This is a genomic window from Streptomyces carpinensis (assembly GCF_002154505.1).
Classification (GTDB): Bacteria; Actinomycetota; Actinomycetes; order Streptomycetales; family Streptomycetaceae; genus Streptomyces; species Streptomyces carpinensis.
This window is the reverse complement of sequence record NZ_MUBM01000178.1, coordinates 1-26,305: the sequence shown is the minus strand read 5'-3', so window position 1 is coordinate 26,305 and position 26,305 is coordinate 1. Positions and strand designations below refer to the sequence as shown.

General features: G+C 68.5%; 27 protein-coding genes and 3 pseudogenes. 6 read left to right on the top strand and 24 right to left on the bottom strand.

The window, feature by feature from the left end:
- The first annotated feature begins 114 nt into the window (after positions 1 to 114).
- Complete coding sequence (locus BZY54_RS23960) at positions 115 to 615, top strand: hypothetical protein (protein WP_086727394.1); 501 nt, start codon at positions 115 to 117, stop codon at positions 613 to 615.
- Here the strand turns inward: BZY54_RS23960 and BZY54_RS23955 are convergent.
- From BZY54_RS23955 to BZY54_RS23920, 9 genes and pseudogenes are all read right to left on the bottom strand, one after another.
- Complete coding sequence (locus tag BZY54_RS23955) at positions 530 to 1,363, bottom strand: IS5 family transposase (RefSeq protein ID WP_086727398.1); 834 nt, start codon at positions 1,361 to 1,363, stop codon at positions 530 to 532. The two genes, BZY54_RS23960 and BZY54_RS23955, sit on opposite strands and share 86 nt — an antisense overlap.
- A 275-nt stretch (positions 1,364 to 1,638) precedes the next feature.
- Positions 1,639 to 2,478 (bottom strand): IS5 family transposase, encoded by an 840-nt coding sequence (locus BZY54_RS23950; protein WP_086727393.1) that lies wholly within the window; start codon positions 2,476 to 2,478, stop codon positions 1,639 to 1,641.
- A gap of 297 nt (positions 2,479 to 2,775) precedes the next feature.
- Positions 2,776 to 2,862, bottom strand: a pseudogene (locus tag BZY54_RS49490) (IS5 family transposase); the annotation flags it as partial.
- Between the two features lie 90 nt (positions 2,863 to 2,952).
- Entirely contained in the window at positions 2,953 to 4,233 is a 1,281-nt protein-coding gene (locus tag BZY54_RS23945) for an amidohydrolase (protein WP_086727392.1), read from the bottom strand.
- Between the two features lie 47 nt (positions 4,234 to 4,280).
- Positions 4,281 to 5,012 (bottom strand): trimeric intracellular cation channel family protein, encoded by a 732-nt coding sequence (locus tag BZY54_RS23940; RefSeq protein WP_244217310.1) that lies wholly within the window; start codon positions 5,010 to 5,012, stop codon positions 4,281 to 4,283.
- A 391-nt stretch (positions 5,013 to 5,403) separates the two neighbouring features.
- Positions 5,404 to 5,979, bottom strand: a complete 576-nt coding sequence (locus tag BZY54_RS23935) for an NADPH-dependent FMN reductase (protein ID WP_086727391.1) — start codon at positions 5,977 to 5,979, stop codon at positions 5,404 to 5,406.
- Positions 5,976 to 6,233 (bottom strand): hypothetical protein, encoded by a 258-nt coding sequence (locus BZY54_RS23930; protein WP_086727390.1) that lies wholly within the window; start codon positions 6,231 to 6,233, stop codon positions 5,976 to 5,978. Before BZY54_RS23930 ends, BZY54_RS23935 begins: the two co-directional genes overlap by 4 nt.
- A gap of 207 nt (positions 6,234 to 6,440) precedes the next feature.
- Positions 6,441 to 7,676, bottom strand: coding sequence for a threonine/serine exporter family protein (locus BZY54_RS23925; RefSeq protein ID WP_086727396.1), 1,236 nt, complete (start codon positions 7,674 to 7,676; stop codon positions 6,441 to 6,443).
- A gap of 127 nt (positions 7,677 to 7,803) precedes the next feature.
- Positions 7,804 to 8,271, bottom strand: coding sequence for an RHS repeat protein (locus BZY54_RS23920; protein ID WP_158103904.1), 468 nt, complete (start codon positions 8,269 to 8,271; stop codon positions 7,804 to 7,806).
- On the opposite strand from BZY54_RS23920, the pseudogene BZY54_RS54800 reads away from it, so the two are divergent.
- Positions 8,191 to 8,448: pseudogene (locus BZY54_RS54800) on the top strand (DUF6207 family protein); the annotation flags it as partial. The gene BZY54_RS23920 and the pseudogene BZY54_RS54800 overlap by 81 nt on opposite strands.
- Positions 8,449 to 8,729: 281 nt before the next feature.
- On the opposite strand, the gene BZY54_RS23910 reads toward BZY54_RS54800, so the two are convergent.
- Positions 8,730 to 9,128: a VOC family protein gene (locus BZY54_RS23910; RefSeq protein ID WP_086727395.1), complete on the bottom strand. Its 399-nt coding sequence runs from the start codon at positions 9,126 to 9,128 to the stop codon at positions 8,730 to 8,732.
- A gap of 93 nt (positions 9,129 to 9,221) precedes the next feature.
- Here BZY54_RS23910 and BZY54_RS23905 point away from each other — a divergent pair, with 93 nt between their 5' ends.
- Entirely contained in the window at positions 9,222 to 10,211 is a 990-nt protein-coding gene (locus tag BZY54_RS23905) for a helix-turn-helix transcriptional regulator (RefSeq protein ID WP_086727388.1), read from the top strand.
- Positions 10,212 to 10,431: 220 nt separating this feature from the next.
- Positions 10,432 to 11,245 (top strand): IS5 family transposase gene (locus BZY54_RS23900; RefSeq protein WP_107419783.1). Its coding sequence is split into 2 segments (ribosomal slippage): positions 10,432 to 10,647 and positions 10,649 to 11,245, totalling 813 coding nucleotides; the frame shifts between segments, so codons are not numbered across the junction.
- 82 nt (positions 11,246 to 11,327) lie between these two features.
- Here the strand turns inward: BZY54_RS23900 and BZY54_RS23895 are convergent.
- From BZY54_RS23895 to BZY54_RS23870, 6 genes are all read right to left on the bottom strand, one after another.
- Positions 11,328 to 12,074: a phosphotransferase family protein gene (locus BZY54_RS23895; protein WP_086727387.1), complete on the bottom strand. Its 747-nt coding sequence runs from the start codon at positions 12,072 to 12,074 to the stop codon at positions 11,328 to 11,330.
- 382 nt (positions 12,075 to 12,456) lie between these two features.
- Positions 12,457 to 13,491: a zinc-dependent alcohol dehydrogenase family protein gene (locus BZY54_RS23890; protein ID WP_086727386.1), complete on the bottom strand. Its 1,035-nt coding sequence runs from the start codon at positions 13,489 to 13,491 to the stop codon at positions 12,457 to 12,459.
- A gap of 63 nt (positions 13,492 to 13,554) precedes the next feature.
- The gene (locus BZY54_RS23885) at positions 13,555 to 13,926 is read right to left on the bottom strand and encodes a DUF2255 family protein (protein ID WP_086727385.1); all 372 of its coding nucleotides are present in this window, start codon (positions 13,924 to 13,926) and stop codon (positions 13,555 to 13,557) included.
- A gap of 65 nt (positions 13,927 to 13,991) precedes the next feature.
- Positions 13,992 to 14,876 (bottom strand): aldo/keto reductase, encoded by an 885-nt coding sequence (locus BZY54_RS23880; protein WP_086727384.1) that lies wholly within the window; start codon positions 14,874 to 14,876, stop codon positions 13,992 to 13,994.
- Positions 14,876 to 16,363 carry an MFS transporter gene (locus BZY54_RS23875; protein ID WP_086727383.1) on the bottom strand — a complete coding sequence of 496 codons (1,488 nt, stop codon included), beginning with the start codon at positions 16,361 to 16,363 and terminating at the stop codon, positions 14,876 to 14,878. Before BZY54_RS23875 ends, BZY54_RS23880 begins: the two co-directional genes overlap by 1 nt.
- Positions 16,360 to 16,572, bottom strand: coding sequence for a hypothetical protein (locus tag BZY54_RS23870; protein ID WP_086727382.1), 213 nt, complete (start codon positions 16,570 to 16,572; stop codon positions 16,360 to 16,362). Before BZY54_RS23870 ends, BZY54_RS23875 begins: the two co-directional genes overlap by 4 nt.
- 330 nt (positions 16,573 to 16,902) lie before the next feature.
- Here BZY54_RS23870 and BZY54_RS23865 point away from each other — a divergent pair, with 330 nt between their 5' ends.
- A complete protein-coding gene (locus tag BZY54_RS23865) occupies positions 16,903 to 17,799 on the top strand; it encodes a helix-turn-helix transcriptional regulator (RefSeq protein WP_341868705.1) in 897 nt (298 codons plus the stop codon).
- A 24-nt stretch (positions 17,800 to 17,823) separates the two neighbouring features.
- Positions 17,824 to 18,843, top strand: coding sequence for an aldo/keto reductase (locus BZY54_RS23860; RefSeq protein ID WP_086727380.1), 1,020 nt, complete (start codon positions 17,824 to 17,826; stop codon positions 18,841 to 18,843).
- A gap of 53 nt (positions 18,844 to 18,896) precedes the next feature.
- On the opposite strand, the pseudogene BZY54_RS23855 reads toward BZY54_RS23860, so the two are convergent.
- From BZY54_RS23855 to BZY54_RS23825, 8 genes and pseudogenes are all read right to left on the bottom strand, one after another.
- A pseudogene (locus BZY54_RS23855) lies at positions 18,897 to 19,306 on the bottom strand (sugar phosphate isomerase/epimerase and 4-hydroxyphenylpyruvate domain-containing protein); the annotation flags it as partial.
- A 427-nt stretch (positions 19,307 to 19,733) separates the two neighbouring features.
- Positions 19,734 to 20,849 carry a pyrroloquinoline quinone biosynthesis protein PqqE gene (gene pqqE, locus BZY54_RS23850; RefSeq protein WP_107419781.1) on the bottom strand — a complete coding sequence of 372 codons (1,116 nt, stop codon included), beginning with the start codon at positions 20,847 to 20,849 and terminating at the stop codon, positions 19,734 to 19,736.
- A complete protein-coding gene (gene pqqD, locus BZY54_RS23845; RefSeq protein ID WP_086727379.1) occupies positions 20,846 to 21,112 on the bottom strand; it encodes a pyrroloquinoline quinone biosynthesis peptide chaperone PqqD in 267 nt (88 codons plus the stop codon). The genes pqqE and pqqD overlap by 4 nt, the downstream gene beginning before the upstream one ends.
- Positions 21,105 to 21,869, bottom strand: a complete 765-nt coding sequence (gene pqqC / locus BZY54_RS23840) for a pyrroloquinoline-quinone synthase PqqC (protein ID WP_086727378.1) — start codon at positions 21,867 to 21,869, stop codon at positions 21,105 to 21,107. The genes pqqD and pqqC overlap by 8 nt, the downstream gene beginning before the upstream one ends.
- Complete coding sequence (gene pqqB / locus BZY54_RS23835; RefSeq protein ID WP_086727377.1) at positions 21,866 to 22,765, bottom strand: pyrroloquinoline quinone biosynthesis protein PqqB; 900 nt, start codon at positions 22,763 to 22,765, stop codon at positions 21,866 to 21,868. The genes pqqC and pqqB overlap by 4 nt, the downstream gene beginning before the upstream one ends.
- 9 nt (positions 22,766 to 22,774) lie before the next feature.
- Entirely contained in the window at positions 22,775 to 22,906 is a 132-nt protein-coding gene (gene pqqA, locus BZY54_RS49485) for a pyrroloquinoline quinone precursor peptide PqqA (protein WP_107419780.1), read from the bottom strand.
- 77 nt (positions 22,907 to 22,983) lie between these two features.
- Positions 22,984 to 23,964 (bottom strand): ThuA domain-containing protein, encoded by a 981-nt coding sequence (locus BZY54_RS23830; RefSeq protein WP_208640736.1) that lies wholly within the window; start codon positions 23,962 to 23,964, stop codon positions 22,984 to 22,986.
- Between the two features lie 131 nt (positions 23,965 to 24,095).
- Positions 24,096 to 26,243: an outer membrane protein assembly factor BamB family protein gene (locus tag BZY54_RS23825; RefSeq protein ID WP_086727375.1), complete on the bottom strand. Its 2,148-nt coding sequence runs from the start codon at positions 26,241 to 26,243 to the stop codon at positions 24,096 to 24,098.
- Positions 26,244 to 26,305: the final 62 nt, after the last annotated feature.

Sequence of the window (26,305 nt, the reverse complement as noted above, 5' to 3'; positions counted from 1 at the left end):
AGAAGGCTTCTCGAAACCGAGTGTGGGTGCTGGGTTCGTGCTGGTCAGGCATGGTGTTGGGGTGGGTGAGGTAGGTCCGGTGCGTCGGTGGAGGTGGCGTGCTGGAGGTGCGTGATGGCGTCGGTGCTGGGGCGGCTGGAGGAGCGGGAGCGGGCGGCCCGGAGGCGCGTGGAGGAGTTGCAGGCCGAGCTGGAGGCGGCGCAGTCGGAGTGGGACGAATGGCTGATCGCCCGCAGGCGGGTCAGCGAGGTGTGGGGCGAAGGCAAAACCCCAGACCAGGGCGGTGAGGCGGGGAAGACGCCGGACGGGAACGAGGCTACGGCGTCGTCGGCGGCGAGGTCCGGGTCGGTGGTTCCCATCTGGCGAAAGGGGCTGTCGGCCGAGGTGCTGGCGCCGGAGTATCAGCAGGTCATGAGCCTGCTGGCCGAACGCCGCGCCACCGGTGGCGAGCTACTGAACTGCCGTGAAGCCACTGCCTTGTTGGGGCTGGAGGTAGTCCCGGCGAAGATCGAGGGCGTGCGGGTGAAGCTCAAGCGGCTCGTTGCGCGGGGATGGGCGCACGAGCCTGCGCCGGGCCGGTTCGCCTGCCACGACGGCCGATACGGCGGGTCATGACCATGGTCATCGACCACAGGATCATCGCCTCGCTACTTGCCGGGAGCCGTTCGTAATCGCGGGCCAGGCGTCGGGAGCGGGTCAACCAGGCGAACGTCCGCTCCACACACCAGCGACGCGGCAACACGACGAAGCCCTTGTGATCGTCGCTGCGGCGGATGATGGTCAGCATCAGGTTCAGGGCCCTCGCGCACCAGCCGACCAGCATGCCGGTGTATCCACTGTCCGCCCATACGCGCCTGAGCCGGTGATGTCGTCGGGTCGCCTGGGAGAGGAGATCCTGGGCGGCGTCCCGGTCCCCCGTCGAAGCGGGGGTAACCATGACCGCGAGAATCAGGCCGAGGGTGTCCACCACGATGTGCCGCTTACGACCTTTGATTTTCTTCCCGCCGTCATAACCGCTGGTCGCGGCCTCGACCGTCGACGTGCCCTTCGCGGACTGTGAGTCGATCACCCCGGCCGTCGGCTCCGCATCCCGGCCTTGCGCTTCCCGGGCCGCGGCGCGCAGCCGGTCGTGGAACTCACCAATCAGTCCCTGCTTCCGCCAGCGGGTGAAGAACCGGTGCACCGCCTTCCACGGCGGGTAATCGGCAGGTAGCGCAGGCCACTTCACGCCGTTGTCCACCACGTACCGGATCGCGTCGAGTATGTCCCGCTGGCAGTACTCCTCCGGTCGGCCGCCCCGGCCCTCGCCCCACGCCGGCACCGGAATCATGTCGCGGACCACGGCCCACTCCGCGTCCGTCATGTCGGTCGGATAGCAGTGCCCGCCGGACGGATTGTCCGCGGCGTTCCCGCACATGTGGGCGAAGCAGTCACACGCCCGCGTGTCCAAAATGGACTCTTCCCCAGCGGACCGATACAACTGCGGCAACAGGGCCTCCCGGTGAGCAGTGGCGTAGACACCCTCTGTGCTACCGAGAGGCCCTGCCTTCATGCCCCCACGCGGCCACAATCACCCGAACAGCACACCCGTACGGAACCCCCAGCCCCACACTCGGTTTCGAGAAACCCTCTTATGCCCTAGTAGGTGCCTCGCCAGGTGGGTGTGGTCTCGTCCGTTATGCGCTTGGTGAGGTTGTCGATCGAGGCGATGTGGATCATGGCTTCGGAACTGGCGGGGAGGGTCTCGTAGTCGCGTGCCAGTCGCCGGTGGAGCATGATCCATCCCAGACTTCGCTCGACAACCCAGCGCCTTTTAACGACGTGGAAGCCGCGGATGTCGGGCTTTCTGTTGACGACTTCCACGTCGATTCCGAGGTTGGCTCCGTGTTCGATGACGGCGTTCTTGAAGCCGGTGTCGACCCAGCTCTTGGAGATGGTGGGGTAGGTCTTCTTGGCCCGGTCGAGAAGTCGTATTCCTACGGCGTTTTCCGACAGGCTTGCGGCGGTGACGGTCACGGCGAGGAGCAGACCGAGCGTGTCTGTGATGATGCCCCGCTTCCTGCCGACAATCTTCTTTCCCGCATCCGTCCCCTGGCTGGTCAGGGGCACGTTGGTAGAGGTCTTCACGCTCTGTGTGTCAATCACGGATGCGGTCGGCTCGGGTTTACGGCCTTCCTTGACTCGGGCCAGGCCGGTGAGGTCGTAGTTGAGCTGGGCGAGGATTCCTTCGTCGCGCCAGGCGGCGTAGTAGGCGTAGACGGTGCCGTGGTTCGGGAAGTCGTGCGGGAGGTACTTCCACGGGATTCCTGTGCGGTTGACGTAGAGGATTGCGTTGAAGACATCGCGCAGTTCGACCTTGGCCGGCTGACCGGTGGGTCTGCGGTCGAGTCGGGCCTTCCTCCAGGCGGATAAGGTCGGTTCGATCAACGCCCATCGGGCGTCGGACAGGTCGCTGGGGTACGGCTTGCGCTGGCTCACGAATGGGCTCTTTACACGAACAGCGAGGCTGGCAGCGTTACTTGCCCTGTAGGGCGTTTCTATGACGTCCATAGACCAGACGGAATTCGAGCATGAGACACGGAGCAAATGGGCGCCGAGGCCGGAGCCCGGAAGGCCGCGAAGCTGCACGTAGAACGCGAATCCCTTCAAAGAGTACCGACCGCAAGAGCGACGTACCATCACAGGCCATGGCTAAACGCCCACTTAGAGGGCGTTTGAAGTAGGCAGATTGCCCTTCATGTCCTAGTACGTTCTTCGCCAGGTGGGGGTGGTCTCGTCCGTTATGTCGGCGGCGGTGGCGGCCACGGCCAGCAGGAGGCCGAGTGTGTCGGTGACGATGTGCCGCTTGCGACCGATGATTTTTATGGGCCGGAGAATCCACATGTTGCGGGAATCTTGCGGTCCGTGGTGTGACTGAGGCGCCGGGAGATGCCGGACACAGCATGGATCGCGTCACGGGCTCGTGCGGTCTGGTCTCGCGAGTCGGGTGAGCGCGGCCGCAACCAATGCCTGGACGCCGGTGTCGAGGGTGGGCTGGAGTACTGGTGCGAAGCGGGGACTGTGGTTGACCGGGATGTCCTGCGCCACCGAGCCGCGTTGCCGGGCGCCCTGGTAGAGGTCTGGATCGACACAGCCGAGGGCCCAGTAGGTGTACGGGACGCCGAAGGCGTCCGGGATGCGGCTGAAGTCCTCGCTGGCACTCTGCAGCTCGGCAGTGCCCGCCTCCTCCCCGAAGACCGCGGTGAAGGCGGCGGCGACCTCGCGGGTCACCGCCGCGTCGTTGACGGTCGGCGGGAAGCGTGTGCCCTCCTCGACCTGCGGCTCGCGCAACGCGCCGGAGGCCGCGCACTCGGCCTTGGCGATGCGCCGCACGGCGGCCAGGACGGCCTGGCGGGTTTCCTCGTCGTAGGTTCGCACATTCAGCAGCAGTTCGGCGGACTCCGGGATCACGTTGCCGCTCGTGCCCGCCTGCACGGAGCCCACCGTGAGCACCGCCGGCTGGGTGGCCGCCAGCTCCCGCGAGACGATCGTCTGCAGACGGACGACGATCATGGCGGCCATCACGACGGGGTCGATCGCCGCCTGCGGTGCCGAGCCGTGAGCACCCCTGCCATGGACAGTGATCTTGATGTTGTCCGCCGCGGAGAGGAACGACCCGGCGCGCGTGCCGACCTGCCCCGCGGGATAGGGAAGCACATGTTGGGCGAATGCGACGTCCGGGTGCGGAACACGGCCGGTGAGCCCGTCGGCGAGCATCCGATCGGCGCCGTCCCCGGGCTCTTCGGCCGGCTGGAACAGAGCCAGCAGCGTGCCCTGCCACGACGCTCGGGCGGCTGCCATGAGACGGGCCGCCCCCAGCAGGCAGGTGACGTGCATGTCGTGACCGCAGGCGTGCGCCACGGGCACCCGTCGGCCGGAGGCGTCCTCGGCGCCGGCCGTACTGGCGTACGGCAGACCGGTCTCCTCGCGAACCGGCAGCGCGTCCATGTCAGCACGCAGCAGAACGGTCGGCCCGTCCCCGTTGGCCAGCACGCCGACCACACCGGTGCCGCCGATCCCGTCGCGCACCTGGTAGCTGCAGCTCCTCAGGCGTTCCGCCACCTGGATCGCGGTCCGGTGCTCCTGATGGCCCAGCTCCGGATGGGCATGGAGATCCATGTAGAAGTCCTCCAGCTCGGACCGGATGTCACCGAGTCCTGCTACGACCGCTTCGACGGAATCCTTGAGGGTCATGACCGTGTGCTCCTCGTCCTCGGTGGGTAATCGCTCCCCCGCTCGGGTCAGGAACCGCGGCCGCGCAACGCCCCCGGCCGCCAGTCGCGGCTGCCCGGCAACCTCCAGCCCCAGGTCAACGCTGCCAGTCTCAGTAGGACGCCTACGACGATCCCGGCCAGAATGCCGACGGTGGGCGCGCCGAGCCAGCTGCAGACGACCATCACCCCGCTGACCAGTACCGCGACTGTCGCGTACAAAGGGGTGCCCCCAAAGATGGCGGGGGTGCGAGCCAGGAAGAGGTCCCGAACGGCACCACCGCCTACCGCCGTAATCGTGCCCAGCAGCACAGCCGGCAACCAGCCCAGACCGACGGCGAGGGTCTTCTGCGCCCCGGCGACCGCCCACACGCTGAGCGCTAGGGCATCGAGGAGGTTGAAGGCCCGGTGGGAAATTTGGCGGCTCACGTCGGCCACGAAAGCCAGCATGGTCCCGGCGGTGGCGACGGCGAGATAGGTGTAGTCGGTCAAGGCCACAGGCGTGCCGTGCTGCAGCAGTGTGTCGCGGACGATACCGCCGCCCAGGCCGGAGACGATGCCGATGACCAGGAAGCCGAACAGATCCAGACGGTGGGCCCGCGCCAGCACCCCGCCGAGCGTGCCGTTGGCGAACACCCCGCTCAGGTCCAGCGCCCGGGTCACCTCGGTCACGTTCCCCGGCGACAACCACCCCGCCACGAACCACCACCTCCCTACCCCCACCATCGAACGAGCGTTGGCGGTCACCTGCCTGTCGAGCACGCGAGGCAGCATCACAGTCACAGCCCGTCCGGGGGCAGCGGCTGCACAGTCCGGGCGCGACTTCCGGTGTGGAGTCCGCCGGCTCTCACCGCGATGACGTGTGATCAGTTCATGCCAAACTCTGACGCCCCGGCACACTCCTCCGCCACGACCCCTCCGTGCCGGGGCTAGTCCAGCACGAATACGACTTGACCCTGGCGGTGCATGAGCTGCTGGGACGCGCCGCCGCCGGGCACGGCAGCCGCCGCGGCAACGCCGTCGCCGCCCGCGCCCCCGCACCATCCGGGCCTCCTTCCAGATCGCCCCGACTGTGTAGGCAGTCACCTTCACGTCCAGCACGAGAAGTTCATCGCGCCGAATCAGATGGCTCCGCAGAAAAACATGGAGGGAATCATTTTTTTCTGGGAGGCAGCACGGAGAGCACGCGTACGATGTGATCGCGAAATTCCTCCATGAAGCGCCGCAGAAATTCTTCCGTCTCGCTACTGGTGACATGGCCATCTGCCGTGAACACTTCCGGGCTGAATCTGATGTAGGCCTCGGGTGCGTTCATTTGTGGAGAGTTGCAGTAGCTGAGTACGCTGCGAAGGCTCTGCTGGGCGATGGCCGTCCCGATGGCGCCGGGGGAAGCCCCGATCACCGCGGACGGTTTGTGGGTGAATGAATTGTCGCCCCAGGGACGACTGGCCCAGTCGATAGCATTCTTCAGGGCGCCGGGGATTGAGCGATTATATTCCGGGGTAACGAACAGAATCGCATCGGCAGAAGTGATGGAGGATTTCAGCTTCCTACCCTCGGCAGGAAAGTCACTGTCATAGTCATAGCTGTAGAGCGGAAGGTCCCTGATCGAAATCTCATCGAACTCCAAGTCTGGTGGGGCCAGCCGGATCAGCACCTTGGAAAGCGTTCGGTTAATTGAGTGAGTCGCCAGGCTTCCCACCATGTAGCCGACCTTGTACTTGGTCATCCGTCCTCAATCCCGCTGCGCGCGCCCACACTCGCCCGCATCTCCTCCGGAAAGCGGACGAACTTCTTCCAAGTGCACGAAACCACGGCCGCTGGTGATCCGCCTGCCAGGCTGATCCAACCGGAGGAGCACCGGTCATGAGCGGTTCGGTCGAACCACGAGCTCAGCGAGACCGGCGTCGGCGCGCCGCGGGCGGCCCGGCTCATGCGGGCCACGTCGTCCTGCTCGATCAGGCCTGCCGTCGCGTGGGTCATGGTGCCCTCTCGCCTAGGGTCTTTCGTTTGGATCAGGCCGGATCAGGGAGCGGGGTCTGGTGCTGGGGGTACCTCCCACGCCGTTCAGGCAGTGGCGAAAATCGCAAGGCGGAGGAGGGCGTCATGGCGGAGCCATGGCAACCGACGACAACGCGGCGAGGCGCGGTGCCAGGCCCCCCGAGCCCGGCGTGATCCAAACGAGAGGCCCTAGGTGTCGCTGTGACCCTGCGTGAGCGCTTCGCCGACCACGAGGCCGATGGCGAGGGCGGTGACGATCGTGACCAGCTTCAGCAGGTCCTGGAAACCCTCGACATAGCCGCCGACCAAAGTGGTCAGGCCACGCATTCCGAGGGAGCCGACGGTGAGCGTGAAGAAGCCGGGCAGGATCAGGATCAGCCGCGGTGGACGCTGCGGCCCCCGCGCGATCAGCGTGGCCGCGGCGGCGAGGACGACCGCGGCGACGAAGGTGCTGCCCGTCTCCCCGGCGAGCTTCGTGAGCGCAGACTGCACGCCGACAGTGACGTAGACGAGCAAGAGCAGCGGCCAGAAGAAGCGCAAAGGGATCGCGAAGGCGAGCACGGTGCCCGCTGTGAAGACGATCCAGGCCAAGAACAGCGCCCACCGGGGCAGGTCGGAGTGGGCGGCGACGTCAAAGAAGGCGTGGGGGGATGCACCGGCGAAAAGGACACCGAGCAGGACACCGACGTACAGCTGGACCAGTAGGAAGACGGAGTAGACGAGCCGTATCGCACCGGTGGTGATCAGGCCGGCGGCCAGCTCGGCGGTCGCCGCGCTCAGATAGTCCCCGGGAATGAAGTAGAACAGCGCCGGCAGCATCAGCAGGACGGGACCGCCCCGCGCAGGGTTGTCGGCGAACACCTCGATCGTCACGATCGAGACCGCCGTCGACACCGTGAGCGGAAGAAACCGGCGCAGCCGGGGCACACGGTCGGCGGTGACCGCGAGAGCCGCGACGAGCGCGCCCAGCACGGCCGTGGTGGCGATCTCGTACCAGGTGGGCTGCATCAACGGTGCAAAACCCAGCGCGAACAGCACGATGCCGAAGAACTTCAGCCACCACGGATACGGCGTCGGCGCCGCCTCGATCTCCATCAGTCTGCGGTCGGCCTCCGAGATCGCGGTCCTGCCTGCCCGCACTTCGGCGAGGAACGGCTTGAGCGCGGCGATCTGGTCGAGTCGGAAGACCTCCGGGAAGCCGTGCACGATGACGGTGCGAGTACGGCCGTCCGCCGCGGTGACCGTGAGCGCCGCCGCCTCCGGCACAAGCAGCAGGGACGCGGCGCCGCCGAAGGCACGGGCACTGTCGGCCACGGCTCGCTCGATGAGATGGGCTCCCTCTCCGGAGGAACGCAGCAGCAGGCCGGTCAGCCGGGCCAGGAACGTCGTGAGGTCGTCGAGATCCGCAACCGATCGCTGCTCCACGCCCGCCTCCAACGCCTGCGTCCTCGCTCCAGGGCCAGGAGTTCCTGCTTACACGGGCCGCTGCCTCTGAGCATTTCGGGCAACACGGTCTCCGTCATGGGTGAGGCGAAACCGCGAAGAAGTTGGTTCAAGCCCTCACCGGACAGCGACGGTGCGCGGATGAGGTCTGGCGGCCGATGCTGTCGGGGACGGCCGGGTCGTCGTAGGTCCAGCTCGTCAGCTTGGGGGCGGAGGAGTCGGGGCCGTCGTACTCGACGGTCTTGCGTCCCAGGACGTCGTAGTCCAGCGAGATTGTCTTGCCCCGGCTGTCCTTGGTGGGGCGCAGGTACCCATCGGCATCGTAGGTCATGTACGTGGTGCCGGAGTCTGGGTCGCTCTGGCTGGTCTGCTGGCCGAGGAGGTTGAAGGTGTAGGTGCGCTGGTTCTGGCCGGGGTCGGTGACGGCGGTCACCTGGCCGTGGCTGCCGGGTGCGTCGTAGGTGAACTTCGTCGCCTCGGTGCTGCCGCCGGTGACCTGGTCACCGTTGATGGGGGGGATGCTCGTGTACTTGTCGGGCTCCACCCCCCATCCAGGGAGGCACGTCGTAGGGGTCATGATGCGATCAACGAGGTACACGTGCCGGAGCCCGGTCTGGTCGTGGCGGATGTGGCAGCCGCCGACGACCGGACGGCATCCGCGTTCCATGCGGTATCGGCGTCGATGTGGGCGACAACCGCGTTGGAGCGCGCGACGCCGGGACAGCCCTGCGAACGGCTGCGCTGCTTCCTCGACATGCGCCGGCACCTGCACCCCACCAGCCGGCCCGGCCTGCTACCGGGTCAGCGTCACGGTGCCGGGCGTGTCAGGGCACTGGCCGGGTGGTCGCCAAAGACAGGGCATCGCGTCCGGGTAGACCGTAGACACAACCGCAGACGTCGTTGGGGGGTCGACGGTGCGTTCCGGCGCCCCCTGCTGTCGGCGCCTTCTGCTGTCAGCGCTGCTGAACTCGGCGAACGCGTTCATCGGGAGCCCTGGGATCTCCGGGGCTCCCAGGCGAGAGGCTGTGCGTGGCGTCAACGTGCGAACTTCTCGATAGCCGCCGGAGTGACGGGAGTGAAGAAGTTGACGAGGTTTCCGTCGGGGTCGCGGAACAGCAGCGACCGGTTGCCCCAGGGCATCGTAGTGGGCCCGTTGACGAAGTCGGTGACGAAGCCGGTCAGGTTCTGGTGGACGCGGTCCACGTCGTCGACCAGGAACTCGGTGATCACGCTGTGGTTGTCCGCCGGGCGGGCCGAGCCCGGGGCGAACAGCGGGACGGTGCGGGTGCCGGCGATCGCAAGGGTCGCTTGGGGGGTCTTGAGTTCGGCGAAGTCCTCGGTGGCCCACATCGCCTGCACCCCTGTGGCCCGCTCGTAGAACTCGACGAGGCGCGCTACGTCGTTGGTGATGATCCGGATCGAGACGAAGTCCATGGAGATCTCCTTGGCTGTGCTGGAGGCGTGCACTCCGCAGGCTAGGAGAAATAGTGGACAGAATCGGTCCTGTATTCGCGTTAGGCTGCCAACATGCCTAGACCCACCGGCCGCGTGCTGAAACTGCTGGAGCTGCTGCAGTCGGGCGGCACCCGGACCGTGGCCGAACTCGCCGAGCGGCTCGGCGTCGAAGGACGCACCGTGCGGCGGTATGTGGACCAGCTGATCGACCTCGACGTGCCCGTGGAGTCGGTGCGCGGCCGCTACGGCGGGTACCGGCTCGCTCCCGGGTACCGCTTGCCGCCGCTCATGCTCAGCGACGACGAGGCGCTGGCCGTGCTGCTCGGCCTGGTCGCCGGACGCCGAGCAGGGTTGATGACAGCGGGGCGCACGGCGAGCGAGACGGCATCGGCGAAGATCCGGCGCGTGCTGCCCAAGCACGTCGCCCATCGACTCGACTCGCTCCTGGAGGCTCTCGCCTTCACGGATCAGCCCGGTGAGTTCGACACCCCGGACGCTGGGGTCCTGCTCAGCCTCGCCGATGCGGTGCGCCACCGCCGACCGGTCTCGATCAGATACACCGACCGCGAGGGGCGGCACAGCGAGCGCACGCTGCACGCGTACGGGATCGTCGCCCATTCGGGCCGGTGGTACGTCACGGGCATGGACCCCCGGATCGGTGAGGACCGAACCTTCCGGCTCGATCGCATCGCAGACGCGCGGACCCTGCCCGGCTCATTCGAGGCGCCCGTGGGTCCCGGTCCGGCACAGCGCGTGTTGTCAGGATTGGCCACGGCTGAGTACCGGCATGAGGTGACCTTGCGGATCCACGGGACGGTTGAGCAGATCCGCGCCCGTCTTCCCGCCGGCGTCGCGAGCCTGGAGGAGCACGATCCCGCGGTAGGCGAGGACCGGGCGACCGAGTGCTGGCGGCGCGTCGAGCTACGGGCGGAGCGGCTCGACTGGTTGCCTCCGGTACTCGCCTCACTCGACCGGCCGTTCGTCATCGAGAGCCCCGATGAACTGCGCGACCTCGTCAGCGCGCTCGCCGATCGCCTCGCGTCGTACGCCCGTCAGGCCTGACAGCGAGGAACCGATGTCTTGACTTCTCCCTCAACTGAAGCAGGGGGTTCAACCCTCGCGGGTCGGGCTTTCCGCTTCATCGACAGCAGCCGACCCGAACCAACGGCGAGGCTGGTGTACCGGCCATCAGTCTTACGCCAGCAGAGGTTTCTGGGCCTCTTGGAATGACGGTGTATCAGTTCTCGTTGATCCTGGCGGAAAGGGGTGCGAGCCAGTCGAGATGGGGAAGACCACTGCCAGACGGTGGGAGATCGACCACGGATTGTGGGCGCGCATCGAGCCGCTGCAACCGGTCGTCCCGCGTAATCCGCGGCGTCCAGGTCGTAAGCGTCTGGATGGTCGCAAGGTGCTGTGCGGGATCCTGTTCGTGCTGTACACCGGGATCCGCTGGGAGTTTCCGCCCCAGGAGCCGGGCTCGGGAATGATCTGCTGGCGACCGCGGCGGGAACTGGAATGAGGCCGGGGTCCGGCAGTATCTGCACGAGCTGCTGCTCTCCGAGTTGCGGGCCGCGGACCTGCTGGACTTCTCCCGCGCAGCGGTCGACTCCAGCCACATCCGTGCGATGAAGGGCGGGCCGGCCACCGGTCCGTCCCCGGTGGGCCGGGGCAAGGCCGGCAGCAAGCACCACCTGCTCGTCGAGGCGCACGGCATCCCGCTCGCGGCAATCACCACCGGAGGCAACCGCAGCGACGTCACCCTACTGATCCCGCTGATCCAGGCCGTCCCACCGATCCGCGGCAAGCTCGGCCAGCCACTACGCCGCCCCAAGCACGTGTATGCCGACCGCGGCTGTGACCACGAGGTCTACCGGGACAAGGTCCGCCGGTTCCAGATCACCCCGCACCTCGCCCGGCGCGGACACCGGGCACGGCTCCGCGTGTACGGCTGGGTCGTGGAAGGAGCGATCGCGCTGCTGCACCGCTTCCGCCGCCTGCGCATCCGCGGGGAGATCCGCGATGACATCCATCACGCGTTCGTCACCCTCGGCTGCGCCGTCATCTGCCGGCGACGACTGCGCACCGCACCTTGTTGAGAGTCAGGGCAGGCGGTGCGCCCCAGGGGATGGCCTGCTCGATGCGCCAGACCGCATACGTGGCAGTCGGGCCCGCGCAGCCTCACATCCGGGATCTCAGCACGTCGACCTCACAGCCCGGCGCGAACGGGTCGAAGCCGTGCTCGATCAGCCAGCGAACGATCAGCAGGCTTCGCAACGACCACCACGCGTGGATCACGTCGATGTCGATGTCGGTGCCATAGCCGGCGATGACGTCGTCGAGGTGCTCCTCGTGTCCGAGCGTGAAGGTGGCGAGGTCGTACAGGGCATCACCCTGGCCCGCCTCGGACCAGTCGATGATGCCCGTGACCTCGTCGCCGTCGACGAAGACGTGATCGATCTGCAGGTCGCCGTGCGTGAACGCCGGAGTCCACGGCCGGAGCGCGGCCTCGGCGACCTGGCGGTTGCGGGTGACCAGGTCGGCGGGCAGGACGCCGTTCGTCACGAGCAACTCGCACTCGTCGTCGAGTTCCGCCGCCAGCGCTACGATGCTCCGGCCGGCCTGGCCCGGCCGGGACGGCAGCGGCGCGTCGTGCAGCTTCCGGATGACGGCTCCCGCCGCGGCCCACGCCGCCGGCGACCCGGTGGACGGCTCGCCGAGGCGCCCAAGCGTCATCCCCGGGAGTGCGGCGGTCGCGAGCACGGACGGCTTGCGCCACAGGACCTCCGGGGTCGGGACCGGCGCGAGGGACATCGCCTCGACCTCGGCATCGATGCGCGCCTGATCGGCGTCCACCTTCAGGAACACGTCGCCGACGCGCAGAGTCGCGCGCTCGGAATGGGCGACGACGACTTTGACCTCATCCATGGGCGACCAGTATCCCGGGGATGTTCGCCGCCGTCGCCGGGTTTATCGCGTGCGACTACGCCGCTGATCGCGTTCCGCTACCCAGCGGCCTCATACACGACACCGACCTCTGACCAGGTCAAGCCCACCGCTTTTGTCGGAGTGCGTTCCGGAACCTCGCTCGGACCGCCCACGGTCCGCAGCGTCCGTGAGCCACGCTCGCGGGCAGCACGGTCGTGGGACAGACACCGCCGCACCCCTTTGGTGATCAGGGGGCGCGCAGCAGGGCCCGCAGGCACCGTGGTGGGCGATCGAGGCGTACTCGCAGGGCATGCTTCCGGCACGTCCTGGATGCGTTCGCGGTCGCTGCGACCGGCTCCTGCCATGCCGCCCCGCTCGGAGGTCAGGGCTTGATGAGGACCTTCAGTGCCTCACGGTCGTTCATGGACCGGTAGCCGTCGGCGATGTCTTCCAGGCCGAGGGTGCGGTCGAAGACACGGCCGGGACGGATGGCGCCGTCGAGGATGTGCGGCATGAGCTCCTCGATGTAGGCGCGGGCGGGAGCGACGCCGCCGGTGAGGGCGATGTTGCGCAGGAAGTCGCCGAAGCCGAAGGGGACTTCGGGGTACTGCGGTGCGCCGACCCGGCTGATCGTGCCACCGTCACGGACCACGCCGAAGCTCTGGACGAGGGCGTCCTTCAGCCCGACGCATTCGAGGACCTTGCGGGTGCCCTCGCCGCGGGTCAGCTCGCGTACCCGGGCGACACCCTCCTCGCCGCGTTCGGCGACCACGTCGGTGGCGCCGAACTCGCGGCCCAGGTCGGTGCGCACGCGGTGGCGGCCCATGAGGACGATGCGCTCGGCGCCGAGCAGCTTCGCGCTGATGACAGCGGCCAGGCCCACGGCCCCGTCGCCGACCACGGTGACGCTGTCGCCGCAGGTGACGCCGGCGGTGCGGGCGGCGTGGTAGCCGGTGCAAAGGATGTCGGACAGGGTCAGCAAATCCGGCAGCAGCTCGGAGTCCTCGCCGACCGGCAGCCTCACCAGCGTGCCGTCGGCCTGCGGCACCCGGGCAGCCTGGCCCTGCCCGCCGTCGACGCCGTGCACACCCCACTGGCCGCCGTGCACGCAGGAGGTCTGCAGGCCCTCCTGGCAGTAGACGCAGGTGTTGTCGCTGTAGACGAACGGTGCCACCACCACATCGCCCGGCTTGTGGCCGGTGACAGCGGAGCCGATCTCCTCGACGACGCCGAGGAACTCATGGCCCATATGGCGTGGGTTGTCGGTGGGCGGCAGCGATTTGTAGGGCCACAGGTCGCTGCCGCAGATGCACGACAGGACGATCCGCACGACCGCGTCGGTGGGGTTCTGGATCTTCGGGTCGGCGACGTCCTCGACACGGACGTCGGCGGCCCCGTACAGCAGGGTGGCTCGCATCAGCGCAGCTCCTTCGGGGTGTGTGCAGGGTTCGCTTTCATGGGCAGTGGAAAGTGCCGCAGGTCAGCGCGGTTCGAGACGCAGGGTGGAAGTGCGCGCCCGGTCGGTCAGGACGTGCTCGACGATGCTGGTGCAGCGGCCGTACTTGGTGCGATAGGCCGCATCGACGTCCGCGTATTCGTCGGGGCCGGCCTCGTGGAAGGTGACTTCCTGGCGTACACCGCCGGCCTCGATGCGCCCTCGGCGGCGGGACTGGGTTCCGCGATACCAGGGGCCAGCCGTGCCCTTGACCGAGCGGACGTAAAGATCGTTGCCGGCACGGACGACCCACATGGTCACCGGGTCGCGCAGGGTGCCGTCATCCCGCTCGGACTCCAGGTCGAGTTCCTCGGCGTCAGCGATCCGCTCCAGTTGGCTGTCTTTCCATCGGGTCATCGTTCACTCCGTTCGTTCCCCCGGCGGCGGTCGACGTCATGAAGGTTGCTTTGTCGCGGTGGGTCTCAGGCTTCGGGGATGGCGCGGCCGTAGTCGGCGAGGGTGACCGCGTCGGGCTCGGGGCCGCCGCGCCGGCCGGTCTCCAGCGCGTCGAGGGCGGTGAGTTCGTCGGCGGAGAGTTCGAAGTCGAAGACGTCGAGGTTCTCGGCGATCCGCTCGCGCTTGGTGGACTTGGGGACGACCGAGCGGCCCTGCTGCAGTCCCCAGCGCAGCAGCACCTGGGCCGGGCTCTTGCCGTGGGCCTTGGCGATGGCGGTGACGGCCGGGTCTTCGAGGACGCTCGTGCGGTTCTCGCCGTAGCCGGGGTAGAAGGTGATGCCCCCGATCGGGGACCAGGCCTGGTTGAGGATGTGGTGCTGGTCGTCGAAGTCGAGGACGGCGCGCTGCTGGAAGTAGGGATGGATCTCCAGCTGGTTGACCGCGGGCACGACGGAGGTCGCGTCCAGCAGCGCGGTCAGGTGGTCGAGCATGAAGTTGCTGACGCCGATGGCACGGACTTTGCCGTCGGCCAGGAGCTGTTCCAGGGCCCGGTAGGCCGCGAGGGTCCGGTCGAAGTCCGAGGGCAGCGCCTGGTGCAGGATCAGCAGGTCGATCTCGTCGACGCCCAGCTTGGTGGCGCTCTTGTCGAAGCCGTGCAGGGTCTGGTCGTAGCCGTAGTCGCTGATCCAGATCTTCGTCTCGATGAAGATCTCCTCGCGCGGCAGCCCGAAGGCGCGGATGGCCTGGCCGACCTCGCGCTCGTTGCCGTAGGCGGCGGCGGTGTCGATGTGCCGGTAGCCCAGCTCGAGCGCGGCGGTGACCGCGGCCCGGGTCTCCTGGGGCGGGGTCTGGAAGACACCCAGTCCTAGGGCGGGCATCGGGACGCCGTTGTTGAGGGTGAGGGTCTGCATCACAGGCGCCTTTCTTTGCGGGTGGCCCGTGAGGGCACGATGAGGGTGACGACGGCCAGGACGGCCAGGGCCAGCAGCACGGCGGAGCCGGTCAGGGCGGTGCCCGCGCGGCCGGCGATGTCGGTGGCCGTGTGGCCGGTGGAGACGGTGGCGGCCGCGGCTGTGAGGATGCTCAGGCTCAGCGCGCTGCCGATCTGGTGGACGGTGTTGACCAGGCCCGCCCCCGCGCCTGCGTCCGCGGGGGCGACACCGTCAACACCGCTGGAGGTCAGCGGGGCCAGCGCCAGCCCTTGGCCGGCGCCGATGAGCACCATCGGCAGTGCCACGCCCGTCAGGTAGGACGTGTGCAGGTCGATGCGGCTGAGCCACACCATGCCCGCCGTGGTCAGGCCGACACCCGTCAAAACGATCGGCGGCCGGCCGGCCCGCTGAAGCAGCCGCGGTACCTGGACGGCGAAGACGAAGTTGACCAGCGTCATCGGCAGGAAGGCGAGACCGGCCTGCAACGGTGTCCAGTGGTAGACGCTCTGCACGAACTGCGCGGTGAAGAAGAAAAAGCCCATCATCGCGCCCATGTAGAGCATCCGGGTGACGTAGGCGCCGCTGCGCTCCCGGCTGGCGAACAGCCGCAGCGGCACGATCGGCTGTGCGGCCCGCCGCTCCACCCGGACGAACAGCCCCAGCATCACCGCACCGGCCAGCAGCGGGATCAGAGTGAGGGGTGCGGTCCAGCCGAAGTCGGCCGCGTCGACCATGCCCAGGACCAAAGGGGTCGAGCCCAGCGTCGCCAGCAGCGCGCCGGCGATGTCGAAGCGGCCCCGCCGGCGAGCGGTCTCGGGCAGGAACCGCACCGCCAGGACCATCATCACGATGCCGATCGGGACGTTGAGGAAGAACCCGGCCCGCCAGGAGATCAGGTGGGCGACCAGCCCGCCGACGACCAGGCCGAAGGCGGCACCGAGACCGGCCACTGCGCTGTAGGCGGCCATCGCCCGGTTGCGGGCCTGGCCCTCGGCGAAGCTGCGGGTGAGCAAGGACAGGGCCGAGGGGGCCAGGACCGCGGCCCCGACGCCCTGCAGCGCCCGGGCGCCGATCAGCCACCACTGGCTCTGCGCGGCGCCGACCAGGAGCGAGGTCGCCGAGAAGACGACCAGGGAGAACAAGAAGACCCTGCGGTGGCCGAACAGGTCACCGGCTCGCGCTCCCAGAAGCAGCAGTCCACCGAAGATCAGGACGTAGGCGTTGGTGATCCACGACAGCCCGGTCTCGGAGAGCCCCATGTCCGACCGGATCTGCGGCAGCCCGGTGAAGACGATCGAGTTGTCGAGGATGACCATGAAATAGCTGATGCAGATGATCGCCAGGATCAGCGTCGTGTGCGCCGGGCCTCGCGTCGCGCCCGGGTTCTGCGCGGCGGCCGTGGGTGTGCGCGGCGCAGCGGTGACCGTCGCCGCACCAGACGCACCGGTCTCATGCTCTGTGTTCACGGCCGCACCAGCATCTTCCCGGCGGCGCGCGCGTCGACGGCCCGGTGGCCGTCAGCGACATCGTCAGACTCGGCAGTGCGGTCGAAGCTGCGGAAAGAGACTCCGGCAGTGGTGATGCGGCGCTCCAGCGTGTCGGTGGGTTCCTTGAGTCCCGGGGCGGAGCCGTTCCCGACGCGGGCGCCGGCTTCGTACAGGGGTGCTGCGCGCACGGTGTTCCTTCGGATCGATTGCGGGCCGTGTGGCTCTTGTGGCCTTCTCCATGCAACGGCGCTCTCGCGTGCAGGTGGGAGTCACTGCTCTTCCGGGTACTGGCAGTACCTCGCAGACGTGTGGGAGCCGACCTACGGTGAAGGAACCCCCGTCCCATTCGTTGTGCACTGATCAGGAGGAGCAGCTCGTGCCCCTGCACACCCATTCCGTCTCGGGCCGCAGGCGTGCCGCGCAGGCCCTGCCCCTGTGGTCCCTGCGTCCGGACACGGCGCAGAAGGGCCGCGGGTGGCGTCCGCTGCAGTGGGCTCGCAGGACCGGGGGTTGTGACCATGAACGCTTCTGAGAAGAAGAACCGGGCCGCGGAGGTCCGCGAGTTTCTGAGCACACGAAGGGCCCGGATCACCCCGCAGCAGGCCGGGCTGCCGGTCTATGGCGGACAGCGTCGCGTCCCGGGTCTGCGTCGCGAGGAAGTCGCCCTGCTCGCGGGCATGAGCGTCGACTACTACGTCCGCCTCGAGCGCGGCAACCTCAGCGGCGCCTCCGACGCGGTGCTGGAGGCCCTGGCCCACGCCCTGCAACTCGACGAGGCCGAGCGCACCCACCTCTACGACCTGGCTCGCGCCTCCACCGTCTCAGGCCGGCGCCCCACCGCGACCATGACCCAGGTCCGGCCCACGATCATGCGGCTCCTCGACTCGATGACCGACGTGCCCGCCTACGTGCGCAACCGCCGCTTCGACGTCCTGACCGCCAACGCGCTGGGGCGAGCCCTGTACGCGCCGGTCTTCGACTCGCCGCTGTTCGCCCAGCGCGGGCCCGTCAACACCGCCCGCTTTCTGTTCCTGGACCCCGCCGCGCAGAACTTCTGGGTCGACTGGGACAAGGGGGCCGACGACGCGGTCGCCTTCCTGCGCACCGAGGCAGGCAAAGCACCCCACGACAAGGCGCTGACCGACCTGATCGGAGAGCTCACGACCAAGAGCGAGGAGTTCGCGCGCCGGTGGGCCCGCCACGACGTGAAGTTCCACCGCTCCGGCCTCAAGCGCCTGCGCCATCCCCTGGTCGGCGAGCTCGTGCTGCCCTACGAGGCGATGGAGCTGCCCGCCGATCCCGGCCTGCGCCTGAACTTCTACACCCCCGAACCGGACTCGCCGGAGCGGGAGGCCCTGAGCCTGCTCGCCAGCTGGGCGGGCCCCGGCGCGATCCTTCCTGCAGCAAGCGACTGACGACACGACGAGGAGAAACACCCCGTGCACTACCGACCCCTGGGCCGCACCGGCGTCCAGGTCAGCCCTCTGTGCCTGGGCGCGATGATGTTCGGCCCCTGGGGCAACGACGACGCAGCCGACTCGGTGCGCATCATCCACCGGGCCCTCGACGCAGGCATCAACTTCGTCGACACCGCGGACGTCTACTCCGCAGGGGCCTCGGAGGAGATCCTCGGCCAGGCCCTGAAGGACCGCCGCGACGACGTCTTCCTCGCGACCAAGTTCTTCATGCCCATGCACCAGGACGACCCCAACCAGCGCGGCGGCTCGCGACGCTGGATCATCCGCGAGGTCGAGAACTCCCTGCGCCGCCTGGGCACCGACTACATCGACCTCTACCAGGTCCACCGCCCCAGCCCCGACACCGACGTCTCCGAGACCCTCGGCGCCCTCTCCGATCTCGTGCACCAGGGCAAGGTCCGCTACATCGGCTCCTCGTCCTACTCCGGCTCCCAGATCGTCGAGGCCCAGTGGACCTCCCGGGAACGCCGCCTGGAACGCTTCGTGACCGAACAGCCGCCGTACTCCATCCTGGTCCGCGGGATCGAGGAGGACGTGCTGCCCACCGTGCGCCGCCACGGCATGGGCACGCTGACCTACAGCCCGCTCGCCGGCGGGTGGCTCTCGGGCCGCTACCGCAAGGACGCCGCCTCCGGCCCGGCGTCCGCGGCACGCCCCCCGGCCCGCTTCGACATGAGCACCCCGGCCAACCAGCGCAAGCTCGACGCCGTCGAGCAGCTCGCCCGCCTGGCCGGGGAATCGGGTCTCACCCTGATCGAGATGGCCGTCGCCTTCGTCCTCAACCACCCCGGCGTCACCTCGGCGATCATCGGACCGCGCACCATAGAGCAGCTCGAAGCGTTCCTGCCCGCGGCCGACACCACCCTCTCCGCCGACGTACTCGACCGCATCGACGAGATCGTGGCTCCCGGCGTGACGGTCAACCCCGCCGACAACAGCTACGGCGACTTCGAGCTGCGAGCCGACCAACGACGCCGCTGATCCCACAGGAGTGTCGACCTGTTCGGCGCCCCGGACCGTGAACGCGGCCGGGGTTACGCCGTGTGCTGGGCGGCGAGGCGCAGGGGGGTGTTCTGGGCGCCGTAGCCCTGGTTTCCCAGGGCGCGCTGGAGCAGCCCGAAGAAGAGACGGCCGACGGTGCGGGTGTGGCAGTGCCGGAAGACGCCGGTCGTAGAGGATGCCCAGCTCACGGTACGTCTCCACCTCGTGGGGGCGGAAAGGTCATACCGGGCGGCGAGGTCGTCGTAATAGATGGCGGGTATCTCCAGCAGTCGGTGGCGCGGAAGCGGCGGCCGGCGGCGACCACGTCGTCGGTGGCCAGCGCGATCTGCTGGGCCGGTGCGTCTCCGTCGGTGGGTGCGTCGTCGACGGTGAGGACGGTGCGCACGGCGGCGTCGGTGGTGCTGACGGCGCGGCTGTACAGCAGTCCGTAGGGGTCGGCGACGCTCCCACCGAGCGACTCGGCGAACGGGGGCGCCGGAGGCTGTCCAGCCGCACCCGGCCGGGGCAGCCCTCCACTCCGTCACAGAGCGGAACCAAACGGTGCATGCGCGTCAGCGGCGCGACACTCACCGTTGTCTTGTGACCCGTCAGCTCGGCGGCCTTCCTCGTCCGGCAGCAGGCCAGGGCGAGGCGTCGATCGTCTTCGCCCACATGAGGCGGGCGCACCGAGCGCATTGATCCCCCTGTGCGCCCTTTCCGCCGCCAGGAGCCCCTCGGCGTTCCGGCACGCCGCCACGTCGGCCCGCGAAGCAGGACCTGGCCGGTCCTTCTTGGGCGTCTGTCTGCCCGTACAGCACCATCGGCCAGCGAGCCCGCCGTTGTGGCAGAGACGACGTGCTCGTCTTTCCGGTCGTCTCCTCGCGGCGCTCTCACGGGACTTGCAGCGCAGTGCGCGCCCGGAGCCGGCCGGCTGCCGCAGGGCGGCGCGGTATGAGCGGGGGCGGAGTGCCGGGGCGCGTGAGATCGATCAGAGCGGCGTGGTCCGAAGACAGTGAACAGGCCGGGTCGGTACGGGCCGCGTCTCCGGTCAGGGCGAATGCCTGGCAGCGGCAGCCCCCGAAGTCCTCGGTCCGCCGCTCGCAGCTGCGGCAAGGGTCTGGCATCCAGTCGGTGCCGCGATAGGCGTTGAAGGCAGGTGATTCCTCCCAGATCCAACGCAGGGACCCGTCGATGGCGTTGGGCGCATCGAGTCCGGGCAGAGTTGCCGCTGCCGGGCAGGGAAGAGTCGTCCCGTCCGGAGTGACGGTCAGTGACACAGCACCCCAGCCTCCCATGCAGGGTTTGGGTGTGCCGGAGAAGTAGTCAGGTATCACCCAGGTGATCTCAAGAGTGCCGTCGAGGCGCTTTCTCCATCCCTCCACCTGCTGCCCGGCGGCGGCCAGCTGCTCGCGGCTCGGCATGAGAGCGGCCCGGTTCAGCAGGCCCCAGCCGTAGAACTGCGTGTTGGCCAGCTCGATACGGTCTGCTTCCCAGGCCACGGCGAGCTCCATCAGTGCGTCCAGGGCGTCGAGGTTGTGCCGGTGCAGGACGACGTTGATGCCGAGGGGCAGGTTGCGCTCCTTGACGAGCGCGGCAGCCTGCCGTTTGGCGTTGAAGGCAGGATGGCCGGCGAGTTCGTCGGACCGGCGGGCGTCGGCGTGCTGTACGGACAGTTGGACACTGTGCAGACCGGCGTCCACGAGGGCGTCGAGTCGTTCAGCCGACAGACCGACTCCGCTGGTGACCAGCTGGGTGTACAGGCCTGCGTCCGCGGCGGAGCGGGTTATCTGCTCGAGGTCCTGGCGCAGCAGGGGCTCTCCGCCGGATAGGTGTGTGTGCAGGACGCCGAGTTGTGCTGCCTGGCGGAAGATGTCGGCCCACTGGCCGGCGGTGAGCTCCTGCGACCGGCGGGTCAGTTCCACGGGGTTGGAGCAATAGGCGCAGCGCAGGGGGCATGCGTGGGTGAGTTCGGCCAGCAGTGCCCAGGGCGGGGTGGGAGCCGTCATCGCAGACCACCTTCCGTGTGGAGCTTGTTCAGGAACGAGGTGACGTCGTCGCGGATCGTGTCCGGGACGGGATCCGGCGCGAGGGCGGCGATGATCTCGTCGACGGTGCGGGTGCCGTCCGCGAGATCGAGGACAGCCCGGCCGGAGCCGTGCAGGACGATGACCCGTTCGGGCAGGAGCAGGACGTCGGTGTTGCGCACCTGGTCGTGACGCAGGCGGGCAGCCGGCGGGAGGCGGGGACGCCAGGTGGATGTGTCAGGCATTGCAGTGGTCCTGATCAGCGGCTCCTTGAACGCTGTCGAGCAGGCTCCACAGGACGTCGCACTTGAAGGACACAGCGGCCAGTGCCTGGTGCTGCTGTTCGCGTGTGACGGCCCAGGTGCGTACCCAGCCCAGGGCTTCGCTGCCGTCGCGTCGGCCCTGGGGAACGCGACCTCGGAAGTAGGACAGACCCGCGGACTTGATCCAGGGGTAGTGGAGGGGGAAGGTCTCCAGACGCGTCAGCATGATCGACGGAGCGCAGAGCTCCGTCAGGGATGAGGCCACGGCTTCCAGCACGCCGGCATTGCGGCAGAAGTTGACGTAGCCGTCCACGGCCAGGCGGACTCCGGGCAGGAGGTGCTGATGATCGAGCAGCTCGTCGCGTCGCAGGCCGACAGCCTCGCCGAGCTGGAGCCATCTCTCGATGCCGCCGTCCTGGTCGGTGTGTCCGTCGTGGTCCTGGATGCGTCGCAGCCAGGACCGGCGTTGCGCGGGAAGCTGGAGCTTGCTCAGGATGAGAGCGTCCTTGATGGGGATGTTGCACTGGTAGTAGAAGCGGTTGGCGACCCAGGTGCGCAGTTCGGTAGGCGTCAGCCGGCCGCGGTGCATGCGCTGGTTGAAGGGGTGGCGGTCGTGGTAGCGGCTGACCGCCAGTTCTCGCAGGCGGCGTTCCAGCTCGTCCGCGGTCCATGGTGCCGGGCCGTTCTCGGTGGCGCGGTGGTGGGTGACGAGCGCGGTATGGGGAGCGGTCGTGGTCATAGAGACACCACCATCCTGTCTGCGGCGACGCCCAGGCCCAGGCCGGCGAGCCGTTCGTGTGCGGGATCGTCCGGGTTCACCAGTGGATTGCTGTTGTTGAGGTGGGTGTAGAGGATCTGCCTGCCTCTGCCTTGCAGGCGGAGGGCTGTGCCGTGCGGGCCTTCGATGGGCAGGTGTCCCATGGCGGAGGCGGTGCGCTGTGAGAAGCCTGTGCGGCGGGGCTCGTCGTCCGTGAGGAAGGTGCCGTCGATCAGGACGCAGTCCGAGTTGGTGATTTCGTCGTCGAGGCGATCCTTCCAGCTCGCGAGGGCCGGTGCGTACAGTGCGGTTTTGCCGGTGGCGGGGTCGCGGACTTTGAGGGCGACGCTCCAGGCCGGGTGCGCGGGTTCATCGGCGGCGTAGCGGGGGCGTTTGGCCGATAGCGGGACGGCGCTGACGTGGAGTCCGCCTATGTCTGTGGGGCGTTCGGCTCCGGCGAGGGGAAGGTGGTACCAGGTCAGCATGGTATAGGGGGAAAGGACCTCGGTGAGGGCCAGACGTGTGGTCAGGGCTTTGCGCACGGGTTCGGTGCACCAGATGTCGATGCGGGACGCTTCCCTGAGCCGCAGTATGCCGAGGTTGTGGTCGAGTTCGGCATCGGTGAGAACGATGCGTACGACGGGCGTGCGTTCCTGTCCGGCGTCGGGCCGGAAGGCGGGGTGGCTTTCGAGTTGCTCGGCGATGTCCGGTGTGGCATTGGCGAGGAACCAGGCCCCTGAGGCCGCCGGTTGGAGGGCTAGTCCGTCGTGGAGGCGTCGGCGTGTGGGGTGGCGGCGTGCCCCGGCGCAGCCGGGGCACGCACAGTTCCACTGAGGTATGCCACCACCGGCTGCTGTGCCGAGGATGCGCAGCAGCACGGCGGCCGCCTACTTCGTGCGCAGGGAGTAGGCGGTGACTTCGAGGGCGGTGTCTACCACCGTGAAGTCGGGGCTCTGCCAGCCGGCGAGGGACTGGGCTGCCGGTTCGCTCTGGCGCTGGGTGCGCGTCTCGTCATGCATCGTGATCTTGCCTTCCTGTGGAGAGGAACGGCGCCGGGGTGGGCGCCTGGAGCCTGCCGGCCGGTGGCGGCAGGACGTCACTTGCAGAACGGCGTCTTGCCCATGGCGGACTCGATACCGCCGAGGAGGAGCTTCTGGAACTCGGCGGCGCCAGCGAAGGAGCCGTCGGTTGAGAAGTCCTTGGCATCGTGGCCGAGCGTGGTCAGCCAGGCGCGGCCGCCGTCGTAGTACTGGCACCAGGCGACGGGGTGGTTCTGGCCGTGACCGGGGTGGTGGTAGTTGCCGGTGACGCCTTTGGCGAGGGTGCTCTCGTCGACGTTGGCCAGGATCCGCACCCGGGTCGGGGCGGGGATGAGGTTGTACCACTCGTCGGTGAAGGACCACTTGGCGGGGAGCGACTTGGTGGAGACGTCCTTGTGGTCGACGGTGTCGACGGTGCCGGACTGCTCGGCGCCATGGTCGTAGAAGTTGGCGTTGCCGAGCAGGCCTTCGTACCAGGGCCAGTTGTACTCGGTGCCGAAGGCGTTGTGGACGCCGACGAATCCGCCGCCACCGCGGATGTATTGGCGCAGGGAGGTCTGGGCGGCATCGTCGAGGGCGTCGCGGCTGGTGGAGTAGAAGATGACCGCGTTGTACTTGAACAGGGTCGCGGGTGACGCGAGTTGGGAGACGTCCTCGGTGTAGTCGACCTGGAAGCCGTTGCCGGCGCCCAGCTTGCGCATGGCGTTCTGGACGACGTTGGCGTCGGTGAGCGGCGGGTTCATGCCAGAGGCCAGGGCGGGGCCGAGGTTGGCGTGGCGGGGGCCGGCGGTGTGTGTGTAGAGCAGGACCTTGAAGCCCTTGGTGCTGTCGAAGTTGCCCCAGTCGTGGTAGCAGCGGTCGTCGATGCCGCGGCACACGCCGTAGTCGGGGTCGCCCAGTTCCTGGGCGCCCTGGCCGATGCGGCCCTGCGCCACGCTGAGGGTGCCGGTGGCCACCAGGGCGACGGTGATGCCGACCGTCGTGACGGCGCTGGTGAGTGCTGCATGCAGCGGACGCATGCGGAATCTGGTTCTCATGGAGCGTCCTTACGTCGTTCGAAAAGAGCCTGGTGGGGCGTCCTCGCGGAAGGGGTCCAGGCCGGGGAGGCGGCGGCATGCAGGCCTGCCGCAGAGGCGCCACGAGAGTGCGGTGCGGTGGGCGGGCAGAGCTACTTGACGACGATCTTGCCGGTGTTCTGCGGGGCGATCGGGTCGTTGTAGAAGTACTCGCCGGGAGTGTTGAAGGTGTAGGAGTAGGACTGGCCCGGCATGAGCAGCCCGGTGTCGAACTCGGCCTCGAAGAACGACACAGCGCCGTGTGCGGACTTGTTGTCCGCGGGGTTGACGAAGGTGACCGCGGTGCCCTTGGCGATGCTCAGGTGCTGCGGTGACATGGCGTTCTGGGCGACGAGGTTCTCGGTGGTGCCGGGTGCGTTTTTGGCGCTGTCCCAGATCCGGCCGAGAGTGACGGTGTTCTTGGCGGTGTCGCCGGTGACGGCAGGGGTGCGGATCTGGTTGCGCTTGGACGGCGGGGTGGGTGCGGCGGCGGGCTGGACGTTGCCGCCGAGTTTGAACGCCCACAGGTGGTCGCCCTTGGGGATGTCCGGGTAGGGCAGGCCGTTGCCGCCGGCCAGGACGGCGATGTACTGCTCACCGTCGATCTCGTAGGTCAGCGGGTTGGTGTTGACGCCGGCGCCGCACTGCCAGGTCCACAGTTCGCTGCCGTCGCGGTCGTCGAGTGCGGTGAGCACGCCGTCGGGACGGCCCTGGAAGAGCACACCGCCGGCGGTGCTGAGGACGCCGTTGCCGTGGGCGAGGGACCACTCGCCCTCCTGGCGCCAGGCGACGGTGTTGGTGCGCGGGTCGACGGCGGCGAGGCCGCCGGCGAAGTACTCGCCCAGCGGGCGTGCGGTGTTGACGCGCCCGCCATGGGTGTTGGAGTACGCGGAGTTGATGAGGCCGTAGCCGACGTAGACCAGGCCGGTGCGGTGACTGAAGGACGGGGAGGACCAGTCCGCGCCGCCGCCCGCGCCGGGGAAGATGATCGTCGCGCGGTCCCAGTGCACCTCGAACACGCCGCCGGTGGGGTAGAAGGGCACCGGCCGGGTGGCCCTGTCGATACGCGGCTCGGTCTCGACGAACGGCTCGCCGCCGGGGAACGGCTGGGTGGGGGCGGTCTTCTGGGCCGCGTGCTGCGGCACCGGACGCTCCTCCATGCCGTGGATCGGCTTGCCGGTGGCGCGGTCGAGCATGTAGTACATGCCCGTCTTGCTGCCGTAGACGACGATCTTGCGCCTCTTGCCCTTGATCAGGATATCGGCGAGCACCGGGGACATGACACCGTCGTAGTCCCAGATGTCGTGGTGCACGGACTGGAAGTGCCAGCGCCGCTCGCCGGTCTTGGCGTCCATGGCGACCAGGCAGTTGGCGAAGAGGTTGTCGCCGCCGCGGGTGGAGCCGTCGGTGCGCGGATAGGGGTTGCCGAACGTCCAGTACACCAGGCCCAGTTCGGGATCGATGGCGGGGTGGATCCAGCAGACGGCGCCGCCGGTCTTCCAGGTGTCGCCCTCCCAGGTGTCGTGGCCGTACTCACCCGGGCCCGGTGTGCCCCAGAAGACCCAGGCGACCTCACCGGTACGGGCGTTGAGCGCGTAGGCGCGGCCGCGGGCGCCGGCGGTGCTGCCCTGGGTGCCGATGTAGACCAGGCCGTCCCAGTACACGGCGGCTCCGGCGAGGCCGCCCTTGCTGCCGCCGCATTGTCCCGAGGCGGGGTCGCAGTTCGGGTCGCCCTGGTCCTCGACCAGCAGTTCGCGGCTCCATACGACAGCGCCGGTCTTCTGGTTGAGGGCGTAGACCTTGTTGTCGCCGGAGATGGTGAACGCCAGCCCCTCACCGAGGGCGAGGCCGCGCATGTTGGTGGTCTCGGTGCCGACGTTCGTCTTCCACTTCACCTGACCGGTGCGGCCGTCGACGGCGAAGACGTTCTGCTGGGTGGTGGCCAGGTAGAGCACACCGTCCTGGGCGATGACGGCGCACTGCTGGGCGGCGGAGGTGGAGCCGTTCTCCAGGTTGATGTGCCAGGCGCCCCCGAGCTTGCGGACGTTGCCGGCGGTGATCTTCTTGAGCGAGGAGTAGCTGTGGTTGCCGAGGTTGCCGCCGACCTTGGGGTAGTTCGTGCCGGTGGCGGCGTGGGCCTGGTCCGGTACCGGCCGCGCCAGGTTGTCGGCCGGGGCGGCCTGGGCGGGTGTGCCGTTGAGCAGAGCGACGGTGGTGGCCGTTCCGGCCGCGGTCGAGGTGAGGAAACTGCGTCTGTCCATGGTCCCTCTTTCGTGACGAGTCCTGAAATACCCGTCAGTGGCGGGGCTGAGGAGTCTCAGGT

What these genes read in the sequence shown, in the direction of transcription:
- BZY54_RS23960 (WP_086727394.1), top strand. Translation starts at nt 115, where the DNA reads ATGGCGTCGGTGCTGGGGCGGCTGGAGGAGCGGGAGCGGGCGGCCCGG.
- BZY54_RS23955 (WP_086727398.1), bottom strand. Translation starts at nt 1,363, where the DNA reads ATGACGGACGCGGAGTGGGCCGTGGTCCGCGACATGATTCCGGTGCCG.
- BZY54_RS23945 (WP_086727392.1), bottom strand. Translation starts at nt 4,233, where the DNA reads ATGACCCTCAAGGATTCCGTCGAAGCGGTCGTAGCAGGACTCGGTGAC.
- BZY54_RS23935 (WP_086727391.1), bottom strand. Translation starts at nt 5,979, where the DNA reads ATGACCAAGTACAAGGTCGGCTACATGGTGGGAAGCCTGGCGACTCAC.
- BZY54_RS23930 (WP_086727390.1), bottom strand. Translation starts at nt 6,233, where the DNA reads ATGACCCACGCGACGGCAGGCCTGATCGAGCAGGACGACGTGGCCCGC.
- BZY54_RS23920 (WP_158103904.1), bottom strand. Translation starts at nt 8,271, where the DNA reads ATGACCCCTACGACGTGCCTCCCTGGATGGGGGGTGGAGCCCGACAAG.
- BZY54_RS23910 (WP_086727395.1), bottom strand. Translation starts at nt 9,128, where the DNA reads ATGGACTTCGTCTCGATCCGGATCATCACCAACGACGTAGCGCGCCTC.
- BZY54_RS23905 (WP_086727388.1), top strand. Translation starts at nt 9,222, where the DNA reads ATGCCTAGACCCACCGGCCGCGTGCTGAAACTGCTGGAGCTGCTGCAG.
- BZY54_RS23895 (WP_086727387.1), bottom strand. Translation starts at nt 12,074, where the DNA reads ATGGATGAGGTCAAAGTCGTCGTCGCCCATTCCGAGCGCGCGACTCTG.
- BZY54_RS23890 (WP_086727386.1), bottom strand. Translation starts at nt 13,491, where the DNA reads ATGCGAGCCACCCTGCTGTACGGGGCCGCCGACGTCCGTGTCGAGGAC.
- BZY54_RS23885 (WP_086727385.1), bottom strand. Translation starts at nt 13,926, where the DNA reads ATGACCCGATGGAAAGACAGCCAACTGGAGCGGATCGCTGACGCCGAG.
- BZY54_RS23880 (WP_086727384.1), bottom strand. Translation starts at nt 14,876, where the DNA reads ATGCAGACCCTCACCCTCAACAACGGCGTCCCGATGCCCGCCCTAGGA.
- BZY54_RS23865 (WP_341868705.1), top strand. Translation starts at nt 16,903, where the DNA reads ATGAACGCTTCTGAGAAGAAGAACCGGGCCGCGGAGGTCCGCGAGTTT.
- pqqE (WP_107419781.1), bottom strand. Translation starts at nt 20,849, where the DNA reads ATGACGGCTCCCACCCCGCCCTGGGCACTGCTGGCCGAACTCACCCAC.
- pqqD (WP_086727379.1), bottom strand. Translation starts at nt 21,112, where the DNA reads ATGCCTGACACATCCACCTGGCGTCCCCGCCTCCCGCCGGCTGCCCGC.
- pqqC (WP_086727378.1), bottom strand. Translation starts at nt 21,869, where the DNA reads ATGACCACGACCGCTCCCCATACCGCGCTCGTCACCCACCACCGCGCC.
- pqqA (WP_107419780.1), bottom strand. Translation starts at nt 22,906, where the DNA reads ATGCATGACGAGACGCGCACCCAGCGCCAGAGCGAACCGGCAGCCCAG.
- BZY54_RS23830 (WP_208640736.1), bottom strand. Translation starts at nt 23,964, where the DNA reads ATGAGAACCAGATTCCGCATGCGTCCGCTGCATGCAGCACTCACCAGC.
- BZY54_RS23825 (WP_086727375.1), bottom strand. Translation starts at nt 26,243, where the DNA reads ATGGACAGACGCAGTTTCCTCACCTCGACCGCGGCCGGAACGGCCACC.